We start from the raw sequence: 14,141 nt of genomic DNA on the forward strand, positions 1-14,141 counted from the left end.
TTTTACACCCTCTTCTTTGTTAATTTAAGTAATACTTTGCTCAAGCTTTCTTCCGTAAGATCCTCTGCATCAGCAAAATCTGATACCGTAAAAGCAGACTCTGTTGTTGGTTTATTTATAAGTTGACGAAGATGCCTCAACATACCATCTGCTATCAATTGAATTTTTAATTTAGAAAACTGTTCTCTACTATACATCCAAACAAAATGTAACTTTTCATCTTTCACCATTCCGATAACATCAATTAGATGAGATGGTTTGGAATCTGGATCATGATCTAAAAATGTAAATCCTGTCTCTTGCATAAACAAAGATTCCCTTGAGAAAACCTGATCAAATTGGCCCAAATAGTTAAAACTTATTGAAGGCTTTTGCTGATAAAACGGAAGTAATCCTTTATTCAAGTAACGTAAAATACCATAGTCAACTCCACGATTCGGAATTCGACGCAATTGTTCTTTGACAGCCTTTAACCCTTCAATAGGTGTTTGAGTTCCTTGAAAATTGAGATGAACGGGATAAATACTCGTGAACCAGCCCACTGTCCTTGATAAATCAATACCTTCAATTACCTCTTCTCTTCCGTGTCCTTCTAGATGAATAGAAACCGTTTGCTGATTTGTACAATCGACGATAGCTTGTCCTAATGCCGTTAATAGTACCTCATCAATCCTTGTCTTATGAGTTACTGGAACTTCGTGTAACAATTCATATGTTTCTTCTATTCCTAAAGTCCCTGTCACTTGATCAATCGATTCTTCTGTTGTTTCTTGTATTGGATAGTCCATTGGAATTTTCATCGTTTCTTTTTCTACTTGTTCATTCCAATAATCTTGTACTTCTTTCGAAATACCCGAATCACTGTACGTCTGGAGTCGTTCAGACCAATCTTTAAAAGATGTACTTTTCGCAGGTAAGCGAACTTCTTGACCTTGTTTCATCTGGTTATATACCGTCTGTAAATCTTCCAATAGAATCCTCCATGATACTCCATCTACTACTAAATGATGAATCACCCAGAATATTCGATCATTTCCAGTCAAGTTATCCTCAAAGTACACTATCCTCATTAACGGACCAGTAACTAGATTGAAACTAGCTTGATTAATGTTCATCTCTTCTTGTATTATTGTATTCCACTCTTTTTCATTAACTTGATTCCGTTTTACAACATGGAGTACTGACAGCTCATCAGTCCCTTCATTTCTCTGCCTCCACGTTCCGTTTGGTAACTGTTTGTACCGGAAACGTAAAGCATCATGATGTTTGAGTAAAGTTACTATCGCTCCCTCTAGTAACTTCACATCGAATCTTTCTTTTACTCTTAATAGCATTGATTGATTCCAATGCTCCAGATGTGGATGTTCTTGCTCGAAGAACCAACACTGAATTGGAGTAAGAGACACATCACCTATCACAATTCCCTGCTCCGCTTGTACTCCCTGCGTTTTTATAGCCACTTGTGCCAGCTCAGCGATAGTTGGGCATTCAAATATTTGCTTTGGAGTAAGTTTTAACCCCACTTGACTTGCTTGAGATATGATTTGAATACTGAGAATCGAGTCGCCACCAATTTCAAAGAAATTATCATAGATTCCCACCTTTTTAACACCTAATACTTGCTTCCAAATGGTAGTCAGTATCTGTTCGTTACTATTCCGAGGGCCAACAGATTCACTATTAATCTGCTTTTCCTCCGGCATAGGTAAGGCCTCACGATCAACTTTACCGTTAGCTGTAAGTGGAATAGCTTCCATCACCACAAATCCCGAAGGAACCATATAACTTGGTAGTTTCGCTTTAAGATACTCTCTCCACGCATCTACATTTCCATCTCCTACAACATATGCTACTAATCTTTTATCGCCTGGCTGATCTTCTCTTACAATTACAACTGCCTCTTTTACAGATGCATATGTATGTAAAGTAGACTCAATCTCCCCAATCTCAATTCGGAAACCACGTATTTTAACCTGATGATCAATTCTTCCACGATAATCCAGATTTCCATCTGGCAAATACCTCGCTAAGTCTCCTGTCCGGTATAATCTCGCTTTCGGATCACTACTAAATGGATGAGATATAAAACGCTCTGCTGTTAATTCAGGTCTCTTTAAATACCCACGTGCCAGTCCTGCCCCACCAATATAAAGTTCACCATCAACACCTATAGGAACAGGTTGTTGATAAGCGTCCAGTATATACACTTCTAAATCGGGAATCCGCTTGCCAATATTACTTCTTGAAGCATGCTGCACATCTTCTAGAGTAATTGGATAATATGTAACATGAACGGTAGTTTCTGTAATTCCATACATATTAATTAACTGTGGTTTTTTCTCCCCATACATTTGAAACCACGGTAACAAGCTAGTAGGTTCTAACGCTTCTCCGCCAAATATGACATAACGCAGTTGCAAATTTTTATTCATATCTTCTTGTTCACACACTTGTATTAATTGTCGAAATGCGGAAGGTGTCTGATTTAGAACTGTGACTTCTTCCTCCACCAATAATTGATAAAAATCCTTAGGTGATCGACTAATCCAGTACGGAACAACAACTAATTTCCCACCATATAATAATGCTCCCCAAATTTCCCATACTGAGAAATCAAATGCATAAGAATGAAAAAGCGTCCAAGTATCTTTTTCATTAAACTGATACCAACAATCCGTTGATTTAAATAACCGAATGACATTGTGATGCTCTATCATAACACCCTTTGGATTCCCCGTTGATCCCGAAGTATAGATCACGTATGCTAAATTTTGGGAACTGACATCAGAAACCGGTAAAGTCTTACTTTCTTTCCCAATCTCATCTTGATCACGATCCAGGCAAATCGACTCAACATTTTCTGGTAAACATTTCAATTCTTTTAAACTTTCTTGCGTTACGAATAACTGAATGCTAGCATCTTCTAAAATATATTGAAGTCGCTGCTCTGGATATGTTGAATCAAGTGGAACATAAGCCCCACCAGCCTTCAAAATCCCTAAAATACCTACAATCATTTCGAGGGAACGTTCAACGCACAGTCCCACTAAAGTATCAGGTCTTACTCCCTTTTTCTGCAAATAATGAGCTAACTGATTTGCGCGTTCATTAAGCTCTCTATAAGTAACTTTTTCTTTTCCATACGTAACTGCAATATCGCGTGGATAGTTCAACGCTTGCTGTTCGAACAATTCATGAATAGTTACTTGAGATGGGAAATCCAGCTTAGGATTGTTGAACTCAACTAAACTTCTTCTTTTATCTTCATCAGAAATGATTTCGATTTCAGCTACCTTCTGCTTTGGTTTTTCAAAAGTGTTTTCCATTATCGCTAACATCACGTTAAAAAAACGTTTTATCTCTTCCTTAGAAAATAGCTCCTCACGATAATCAATATGTACATGTAAAGAGTCAATATCAATTAGATTTTCAATATGCACTGCAAAATCTTGCACCTCTTCATGGTTTGGAATCCATAGTGAGTCACCACTTTCATCACGATCCCTATAATCAATCGTAGTTCCGAAAAGTCTCACATTACTATTATTCTCTTTATTAATCTGCTTTAATAACAAATCAAATGGATATTTCTGGTGTCTCAATAATTTGCTTTGTTTTCTGGATACCCTACTAATAAATGAAAGTACTTCTTCTTCCGGATCAATATCCATTCTTAAAGGAACTGTACTCACCATCATTCCAATCAATTTTCGCTCCATTTTAGTCATACGATTGCCGTAAGCCATTCCTAAACCAATATCAAGCGATGAGGTCCACCGATACATGGATAACGAGAAAGCAGCAACAAAAAAAGTGTATAAACTAATTTTGTAATCTTCAGAAAATTTTTCTATCTTTCTCTTCAAATACTCCGTTAATATAAATGTCTCACGTGATGCTTTGGTACTAACTTGGTACGTATTATAGGGCTTCAATCCGGTCACAGATGGCAGTGTTTTAAATTCCTCTAACCAGAATTTTTGATCTTTTTGAAAGCGACTACTATTCAAGTATGTTTGTTCATTAGTCAGAAATTGAACATATGAATTTTCACTTTCGCCTTCCTCATTCTCGTTATACATTTCATAATAATATTTTGCAATCTGCTCAGTAAATATTTGAATTGATAAACCATCCATAATAATATGATGAACATTTCCAAAGACTGCACATTCATTATCGTTTAATTTTATTAAAGCGAAATAGTATAAATTTGAATTAAATAATGTAAACGTTTCTTTTGTTTTCTGCTCAATCCATTCCTCAAGCAAATTTGTATTCTCCACATTACTGAAATCAAAAAACTCAAATTCTTGTTCTTCATGTTTAATAAAATATTGTTTCGGTTCCTGATGCCCATTTTCTTTTAACCTAATGCACAGACCGTCATTTTCACTAATGACGCGATTCACAACTTGGTTTAATTTTGAATAATTCATTTTTCGATGAAGTTTAAATAAAAATCTTAAATTACATATTCCTTTATCAGAATGAATAACTTCTGTATACCATATTCTTCGCTGCGGATGGCTTAATGGATAACATTCCTCATTGGTCATAAAAATCTTCCCTTCAAAAATTATTTGCTCTTATAGGTTCGTGTTTATGTTTAGCCCATAAATATTTCTGCAGTGAAACTCCAATTACTCCAATGATAACAAGCCCAATCCCTCCATAAACATAAAGTTGAGTTACTCCGAACAAATGCACTAATGGGCCACTCATAGCAGGAGAAATAATTAAAACTGCGTTTGTTAAACTGCTTTGAATACCAAATACTCTTCCTACTTGATCTTGATCCGATTCTATTTGTAAAATGACTTGATTAGATACAAGCATCAGCCCACTTCCAATACCAGCGATAAAACTAATTAAATAGGCCAAAACGAAGACCGTACCGGGCGTTATCAAACCAATCCCCCCAAAACCAATTCCCATTAAAACCATACCTCCACATACTACCCAGCCATATTGAAATTGTTTTAATTTCTGAGTTAGTAATGCACCAAGTATTCCGCCAAGACCAATAATAGAAATGATATATCCCATTTTACTTTTATCATGTGGGAATAAGCTCTTAAATAAAGTTGGGAATTGTGAGTCTACTAATTGTAATACTGCCACGGCTATTGTAACAAAAATCATAGTTGATAATATTATCCGATTAGATAACACATAACCCCACCCTTGTACCCAAGCGGTCCAGGTACTTTGTTTTTGCTTTTCAACAAATTCTTTCGATATAGTTTCTTTAAATTTTATTGTGGGTATCAGAACTAAGGTAGCTAATAAACAACTTATAGCTCTTATAATGAGGCAGAACTCTGGTTGAAACCAGCTCAGCAACATGCCCCCTATAAGTGGGCCTACTATCTTGGTACCCTGCTCTACTATTCCGTTGATACTTACTGCTTTAGTAAGCAAATCCGGGGAGACAATCTGTCTTGTTAGTGTTTGCTGTGCAGGATAATAGAAAACAATAAAAATGGAACGAATCATTAATGCCACTAAGAGCCAGTGGATATCTTGTACAAATAAAAGAGCAATCGTTATTAGACCAACCATTAGATTACAGAACATCATAATTGGAATTTTTCTAAAACGATCTGCAATAACACCCGCCCATGAGCCAAAAATAATTCCTGGAAGTGCATATGCAACAGGAATCAATCCAATCATAGTAGGATCTACTTCCCATTCAAACCCAACTATAGTCATAATCGCTAACATATCAATAAAAACACCAAGCATAAGCAATGAATAGGCAGAGAAAACTTGTAAATAAACCCTATTTCCTAATAGGCCTTTTGAATCAATAGTTTTCATAAAAGCAAGCTCCTTAGGTTACTAATATAAACGCTTTTGCGTATAAGTTACCCCTTTATTAAACCTAATTAATCATTATAAAGATTTCACCTAGAATTTAACTTCGTCAAAACCTAGACTAATCTCAAGGTTCAGCGTATTTTAAATAGTCAGATAAATTTGAGTACACCTATTTCTTTGTCTTTATATCAACTGTTACAAAATAGACCTTTACCTTACACTAAAAACAGTTAAACATTAACTTAATATAACCATTTACAGTTGTTGCACATTCAATTCACATCCTTTTTAAAATTGGCTTTTTTCTATCTCAAATACTATCACACAAATATTTCACCTACTATATTCATAAAGTTGAAATATTTGAATCAGAAAATTCGGATAAAAAACCAAATCCACAAATCATAACAAACTATTATTTAGTTATATTTTCATTTTATAGATAGCTTTAACCATAAGAATATTAAGAATTAAGTTTTTTAATTTTATTAACATAATAGTTTATAGAGACTATAAATCCTACTAAATAAAAAGGTACATATACAATAAAGTATATGTACCTTTCCCTATCCTACATATTTTCTATTCAAATTAATTCCAATAACTAAAATAGATATTAAAAATATAATACTAACAATTACTAATGCACTCATAACAAAGATTGAATAATATATAGTATTGATTTTTTTACATTTACTACCTACTTAACTTATTGGACATTACTGCTTCAAAAAAATTACACATTATACGCAATCGGGATAAATCCCCAAAATATGATTTGACTATGTTATTATATAATATTGTTATGAATATATTTTAAGGTAATGTAACATCAGTTTTTCTATAAAAGAACTTAATTTTTATGTAGTACGAATTTATTTAGTAATATAATATATTAATTTAGGTATAAGAATGTTTAAAGATCACCTATTTCCGTAGGTGATCTTTTCTTGTGATACTGCATTTGTGCACTACTGTAGAAATATATCGTAGATACACTTTATTTGCTAAATTTTTAGTTCTTTCCATTTATTAAAAAACATAGCTTAATGCAATTAATATCATATTTGTTAAATTGCAAACAATTATTTTGTCTTCTGTACAGGCAAACTACTAAAAATCAATTCAGCAACTTTTACATATCCTTTTGAGTTTGGATGAATCAAATCCGTAGACCAAAGCGTATTATCATTTACTAAATGATGATTCCAAAAATCAACATGATGAAGCTTATACTCTCTACTCAATGAAAGTATAATTTCATTTGCCTCTAATAATTGTTCTTTTAACACTTGTTTTTTTTCAGAAGAAAAAGGAAGCCGAACTGTAAAATCTGGAAGGCTTGCAATAATAATATCAGCATCTGTTTTACTTAATGTATCTATCATAAATTCCATATCGTTCTTATATGCTTGATGATCCCAACGTCCTTTTAAAACATCGTTTGCACCTGCAATTATACTAACCAAATCTGGATTAAACGTTAATGCCTTTTCCAATTGCTGTGAGCGAATTTCTTTAGTTACTAACCCACGCTTTGCAAAATTAGCATATTCTATATCGTTTACACAGAGTTGAACAAAATGATCTACCCAGCTTTTTAATTCTATTCCCTCAACTTCATCCCCTATGCCCTCTGTAAAACTATCACCAATCGATACAAATCGCTTCCACATATGTAGTCCCCCTTTTTGTATTCATATCTACACTATATAATAGTTTACAGCGTATATCTATTTTCATTGTGATTTAATGGAATATTTAATATTTTTATCATGTGTAACTTTATTAAACTATCCTTGCATCAGAACCCTTTAAATCGAAAAATCCATACAAAAAGAATAGCGTTTTTTGATTATATGGATACAAACTTATTTTAGCTTGATAGCAATACCAAAAATTCCGGAGGACCAAATTTGTAAATCAATGCAATCTTTAATTCCAAGCCGTCCACATAAAAATCTATAATACTTTGAAACTGTTTGTTTCAAACTATAAAATTAGCTTTTACTATATCAACCGTACTATCCCACATACCGCTAAAAAAAGATCCTATGTTACGCATAAAACGTGTAAACCAATTCGCTTGTTCTATATCAGATTTTGTTACAAGGTCTACTTGTAATGATTTACCTGATAAGAACCCAGGATCTGTACTATCTTTAGGCGAGATAATCATTTTACTAATTGTTACACCTTTTTTAATAGGTGCTTCTTGTTCTTCATTCAATACTTTAAATTCCTCTTTATATACGTCTTTGTTGCTCTTTAGCATTGGAAGTGAAATAGCTTGCTTCGTTTGAACTACTACATCTTTGTCTTTTGCATTTGCTACTCTCACTGTTTCATGCCCGTTTACTACTGAATCTTTTTCATAGAGCTTCTTCACTTTGAAATTCGCAAATCCATAATCATATAATTTCTTTGTTTCATCAAAACGTGCTGTATGAGAGTTTGCTTTTATCACTACAGATATTAGACGCATACCGTTTCTTTCTACTGTACCAGTGAAACAATCACCGGCTTCTGGAGTAGTTCCTGTTTTCAAACCATCTACACCTTCGTATTCCTTAATTAGACCTTTTAACATCGAATTAAAGTTCACCATATCAATTGGATACTTACCACCCTGTTGGAATGTTTTTTTAGGGATTTTTGCTGTATCTAATATTTTCGGGAAATCTTGAATAAGACGTTGCGCTAAAATTGCACAATCTTTTGCAGACATTTTATTTTTCTCGTCTGGAGTTGTCCCTTCTGGGTGATGTCCTTTTAAATCTTGGTTTGTTAAACCTGTAGAGTTTACAAATTTATAATTTTTCATTCCAAACTCTTTTGACTTATCATCCATCATTTTTACGAAATTGACTTCTTTTCCAGCAATCTCTTCAGCTAAAGCAATTGTCGCACCGTTTGCAGAGTAAATTGCCATTGCCTCATATAACTCTTTGACCGTATAAGAGCCACCATTTTCTAACGGAACGTTTGATAATGATCGATCTTGCGAAATCTTATATGCATATTCAGAGATTTTAACTTTTTGATCCCATTTAAGTTTTCCTTTCTCCACCGCTTCATGAACTAAATATTCACTCATCATTTTTGACATACTAGCAATTGCTAATAATTCATCTGCATTTTTTTCATATAAAATTTTTCCGGAATTTGCTTCTACTAAAATTGCTGATCCTGCTTCTACGTCTATGGCAGGAACTGTTTCCGCTGTCGCTCTTCCAGATGTAACAACTATGCTACAAAATAGTGTAAGCACTGTTATTATTACAATAAATCTCTTGCAAAACATATCTTTCACTTCTGTTACCTCCAGTATCTTTGTACTCAAAAAAAACGTTATTTTAACATAATCCTTCAAAAAATAGACAACGTTATCAAATTCTAAATATAAGACATTAGGACCACTTTCATATAGAACATCTCATCCCACCCTTTTAGACAGACTGACACTTAGTACCCACACTTTTAACACCTTTGTATTTTTCAAAATGATTCGCACTTTCATATTTTTTAGGATTACACTTAATAGACAATATAAGTAATACATTTGTTCCGTATTTACAAAAAATAAAACCAGTGTGTCCTGATTAAATATCGGGGCACACTGGCAGCTAAACATTCGTTTATTAGCTATCAAGGATTTTAATTATTTAATTCAGCTATTTGCTATACTCATACTAGAGATGAATTTTCCTTAGTCTAGACTATTAATTTTTTATAATAAAAAACTACATCCTATATAGAATGTAGTTTATTTCACAGACCTATCTATTTTTTACTTCCTTTTTATAAAAATCATATAATAGTTTAATAGATGAGCTAGATAATATAGGCATTGCCTTCTCAACTAATTCTCTATTCCAATCAAACCAACGCATTTCCATCAGCAGATTCATTTCTGTATCAGTGAACCGCTTCTTTATTTCCTTAGCAGGATTTCCACCAACTATTGTATACGGCGGAACATCTTTACTTACGACAGATCCTGCTGCAACGATTGCACCTTCACCGATTGTAACGCCAGGCATAATAATAGCATTCATTCCAATCCAAGCATCACTTTTAATGACTGTATCACCCTTCGGTTCATATGAATGTTCAATTTGCTCAGCGAATGGATATACTGTAATCCATTCTGCGTGATGATTATGATTACCGCCCATTAAAATGACTACTCCACTAGCAATACAAACATAATTCCCAATAATGAGTTTATCAAGATGCCATCCCATCTGTTCAATTGGATTGAAAAGTGTTCGGGACTTAGCATCTCCCCACAAATACCTTACACAGCCATCTTCAAAATTTTGATGACCATAATAACCTGAATAATAGGAGTACTCTCCTACCTCAATGAGTGGATTTGTTACTATATCTTTTAAATACTTCGTTTCTGACCAATGATTATATAATGGATGCTTCATAACTTTATTCCTCGCTTCTAAGTATTGTAGATCTTTGTAATTTACTTAGAAGCTTAATACGACTGCTACATTTTTTAGCTTTCTCAAACGACGAATCATTATATTCAAGCCTTTCTTTTATAATAAAAAAATCATAACGTGATAAATTACATAAGTCAAATTGTAAAATTATGTAATGAAACTTAGAGTGTGAATTGAAATTTAACATTAAAACAATCGAGTTTTCAAATAACAAATCCCAATTACATATGATAAAGATTTCTTAACTATACATCTAACTTCTTTCCTGTATTAGCCGTAACTTCCTCGATATAGTCCTATTACATTTTAATTTGTCTGATAAATCAATAAATGTTAATATGATTATAGAAGATATTATCATCCATTAGATTTCACAGCTAGTTTTTCACAAAAACGATTTCTGAATCCTTAAGTAAATAGGAGGTTTAGAACATGAAACTTTTAAGGCAATCAACAATTATTGGTGCATTAACTGTTGGAGGATTTTTATTTTCGAATACAATTGCTACACTCCCACCTGTGTCTGCTGAATCTCAACTTACACAAAAAGAATCACGATTTTTAGATAATTGGCAGTGGCAAAGCTATTTTTTATTACATCATAATGCAGATTTTATAGAAGAGTTAGCAGTTGGTGACTTAAAACATGGAGATACATTCGATGTTACTATATTTACTGGTGGTAAAGATACTGGTATTGTAAAAATATATCAATTGAGTGGAAATGAAAATGATGAAATAAACTTGCATAGATATAAAACCATTTATGACTCGGGTTTGAAACATAATTATGGTAGATTTGTAACACCTATTACTAAGGCTTATAATCCTGGAACATATGTAGCTGTTATGAAACTTGGAGAAAATTATTATTATGGAGGCAGCTTTAAAATCTCAAAATAATTAAATCTCATCAAAAAATATTTGATACTATTTTTATTGGACAAAAACCATTTTAAAAGCTCCTCTACCTTATATAAGATAGAGGAGCTTTTTGATTATTTGCCCTTTTTAAGGTTAAAAAAATGCTTACTCTCTTTATAAATTTGCATTTTTATTCAATAACTATTTCGAGTTCTTTAAGTTCTACAAATAGAATATGCAATAGTGCATATTTTATTTGTTCACTCTTTAAAAATGCGATAATTTGTTTATAAAAATATTTAAAATTAGTATTGGAAGGAGAATATTACATGTCTTTCTATTCTTGGTCTCCTCTTATTTTCTTAATAGTTGTTGCAATTAGCATTTCTATTCAAAAGTCTAAGAAACAATAATTGATTATTTGGAGGTGTAAAGATGTCATTTGCAGCATGGGGTGCAATTTTTATGACTTTAATCGGAGCAATAACTGGAGCAGCCTTTGGTACAATATCCTCTAGAAATAAAAGCAAGAATTAAATACTAACGTAAAAATGAATTTCTAATAAAACGCTATACAAAAAGTAGCCTATAAAGTTTTATAGGCTACTTTTCATTTCATTACTATTATTTAGCCAATTCCTTCGTACCTTTCATTACATCAATGAAGAACCCCCAGTTATTCACAACAGAAGAAATACTAATATGTTCATCTGGAGTGTGAACATTGAATATATCTGGACCGAATGAAATTGCATCTAATTCAGGCATCTTTTGAACGAATACACTACATTCAATACCTGCATGCACTGCAAAGATTTCAATCTCTTTATTATATTTTTCTTGATGCACTTTTTCAAACAAATTACGAATTTGTGAGTTCGGATTGTATGGCCATTCTGGATACTCTGACTCTATTTCAAATGTTGCACCAACTAATTCGGCGATACATTTAATCTCATCTGCAACATGTCGTTTTAAACTACTTACAGAACTTCTCACTTCGTTACGTAATTTAATTTCATCTTGCAACGTTTCAATAACGCCTAAATTTGTTGAACTTTCTACTAGACCTTTAATATCCAAGCTCATACTTTGAATGCCGTTTGGAATTAAGAATAATGATGAAATAAGTTGCTTTTGTGTCTCTTTAGCAAATACTTTTTCTACTTTTTCATCCAATTTTGTAAGTGTAACATGAACATCTGGATCAACAGCACGCATTTCTTCTTGTAATACTCTTGTCCAAGATTCTAGTTTTTCTTCCACTTTCTCTACATCTTCTGTACGTAATACAATTGTAGCTACACTTTCACGCGGAATTGCATTTGTTTTTAATCCGCCGTGAACTTCACTTATTTCAAATTGAATATTTGCTAATAAATCACGTAATACTCGTCCTAATACTTTGTTCGCATTACCACGTTGTTTATCAATTTCCATACCAGAATGTCCGCCTTTTAAACCACCAACATATAGACGGTATGCATCCGTATTCACTGGCGCTTCATCCCATATTACTGGAATTGTTTCTACAGCTTTCGCACCACCTGCGCTACTTACAAGTAATTTATGATCTTCTTCAGAATCGATATTTATAAAAATCTTTCCTTCAAAGTGATTTGCATCAACAGCGAAAGCTCCGCCCATTGTCGTTTCTTCTTCAGTAGTAATAACTACTTCAAGTGCTGGATGCGGAATGTCTTTTGCATCTAATAGAGCTAATGCATACGCAACTGCAATACCATTATCAGCACCTAAAGTCGTTTGATTTGCATATAACATGTCCCCAATGATTCGTAATTCAATTGGATCTTTTTCAAAATCATGTACGGTTGCTTGATTTTTTTCACATACCATATCCATATGACCTTGAATGATAATAGCTGGTACATTTTCATAGCCAGCAGTTGCGTCTTTTTTAATAATGACATTCATTGCTTCATCTTGAATCACTTCTAAGTTACGCTCTTTTGCAAAGCCCACTAAATAATCACTAATTTCTTTTTCATTACCCGATCCTCTAGGAATCTTTGAAATTTCTGCAAAATGATAAAATACAGGGTGCTTTGTTAATTGTTCTAAAGTAGAATACATTTTTAAGCTCCTCTCAAAATGACAAAATAATATGTAAGTCTTTTATCATTATACCATGATTCATTATTTTACCTTTCTTTTAACTTTTTAATATATTGTTCATTTTATGGACAACACTCTTACAACATTGTAAGGGGGTTGTAATCTAAATCGATTTTTCTCATTTCATAATAGCCGTATACTGTGTAAAGAAACAAATTGAAGGAGATAAAGAAAATGAAAAGGTTTTTAGCGATTATTACACTATGTTTATTATTTTCTAGTTTTACTATTGGATGTGAAAGAGCATCATTAAATCGCATTGGTAAAGATGTATATTACGTACAGATACAAGGCGAAGGAACTATCGAAAAAGTTGAAGGTAAAAACTTAAGAAACTACACACTGCCTGCTTATGACGAAGACGGAGTAAAAAAACAAATTACATTTAGAAGTAAGAAAGCATCAAACGAACATAAATTAAATGAAAATGCATTTTTATGTCTTTATGTAGATCAAGATGATAAGAGTAAAAATGAAATATCATCAATTGAAGTGAAGTCATATGAAGAGGTTCAGGAAGCTGACTTACCTGCAAAAGTAAAAGAAAAGTTAAATGCTAAATAAAAAACAAAAGAAAATGCACTATGCATTTTCTTTTGTTTTTTTCACTCGTATATATTTTGAACCGCTATTATTCATCAGTTTCTCTAAACGATTTATATTTTCTGTTAATGCACCTTTCACAAGAGAGAAATCTGTATTTGGTTCTTCTTTTTTTTCTTTAAAAAATGAAGACTTTTGTACATTTATTTCAGCCATCTCTTCTCCCCCTTTTCAAAAAGATACAATCTTCTATTTATATTATATCGCAAATGTACGCAGCATGTACAAGTATCATTTTCTTTTTAATTCTTC

9 protein-coding genes are annotated in these 14,141 nt (G+C 32.8%); 2 read left to right on the forward strand and 7 right to left on the reverse strand.

Features of this window, described 5'->3' with window-relative positions; translation table 11 throughout:
• Positions 1-2: 2 nt before the first annotated feature.
• The 5 genes from CER22_RS24305 to CER22_RS24330 form a co-directional block, all read right to left on the reverse strand.
• Positions 3-4,559 (reverse strand): non-ribosomal peptide synthetase, encoded by a 4,557-nt coding sequence (locus CER22_RS24305; protein WP_088609776.1) that lies wholly within the window; start codon positions 4,557-4,559, stop codon positions 3-5.
• Positions 4,560-4,572: 13 nt separating this feature from the next.
• Complete coding sequence (locus CER22_RS24310) at positions 4,573-5,826, reverse strand: MFS transporter (RefSeq protein WP_088609777.1); 1,254 nt, start codon at positions 5,824-5,826, stop codon at positions 4,573-4,575.
• A gap of 1,085 nt (positions 5,827-6,911) precedes the next feature.
• A complete protein-coding gene (locus CER22_RS24315; protein WP_088609778.1) occupies positions 6,912-7,502 on the reverse strand; it encodes an SGNH/GDSL hydrolase family protein in 591 nt (196 codons plus the stop codon).
• A 311-nt stretch (positions 7,503-7,813) separates the two neighbouring features.
• On the reverse strand, positions 7,814-9,139 hold the full coding sequence (locus tag CER22_RS24320; protein ID WP_088609779.1) for a D-alanyl-D-alanine carboxypeptidase family protein: 1,326 nt from the start codon (positions 9,137-9,139) through the stop codon (positions 7,814-7,816).
• A 466-nt stretch (positions 9,140-9,605) separates the two neighbouring features.
• Positions 9,606-10,265, reverse strand: a complete 660-nt coding sequence (locus tag CER22_RS24330; RefSeq protein WP_088609780.1) for a CatB-related O-acetyltransferase — start codon at positions 10,263-10,265, stop codon at positions 9,606-9,608.
• A 453-nt stretch (positions 10,266-10,718) separates the two neighbouring features.
• Here CER22_RS24330 and CER22_RS24335 point away from each other — a divergent pair, with 453 nt between their 5' ends.
• Entirely contained in the window at positions 10,719-11,189 is a 471-nt protein-coding gene (locus tag CER22_RS24335; protein WP_088609781.1) for a DUF5065 family protein, read from the forward strand.
• 585 nt (positions 11,190-11,774) lie between these two features.
• On the opposite strand, the gene pepD is transcribed toward CER22_RS24335, so the two are convergent.
• Positions 11,775-13,244 (reverse strand): beta-Ala-His dipeptidase, encoded by a 1,470-nt coding sequence (gene pepD / locus CER22_RS24340; protein ID WP_088609782.1) that lies wholly within the window; start codon positions 13,242-13,244, stop codon positions 11,775-11,777.
• Positions 13,245-13,460: 216 nt separating this feature from the next.
• Here pepD and CER22_RS24345 point away from each other — a divergent pair, with 216 nt between their 5' ends.
• Positions 13,461-13,850 (forward strand): YxeA family protein, encoded by a 390-nt coding sequence (locus CER22_RS24345; RefSeq protein ID WP_060488821.1) that lies wholly within the window; start codon positions 13,461-13,463, stop codon positions 13,848-13,850.
• Between the two features lie 18 nt (positions 13,851-13,868).
• Here CER22_RS24345 and spoIISB read toward each other — a convergent pair whose 3' ends face one another.
• Positions 13,869-14,045, reverse strand: a complete 177-nt coding sequence (gene spoIISB, locus CER22_RS33205; RefSeq protein WP_046959435.1) for a stage II sporulation protein SB — start codon at positions 14,043-14,045, stop codon at positions 13,869-13,871.
• Positions 14,046-14,141: the final 96 nt, after the last annotated feature.

Source organism: Bacillus sp. K2I17, assembly GCF_002209985.1.
GTDB lineage: Bacteria > Bacillota > Bacilli > Bacillales > Bacillaceae_G > Bacillus_A > Bacillus_A wiedmannii.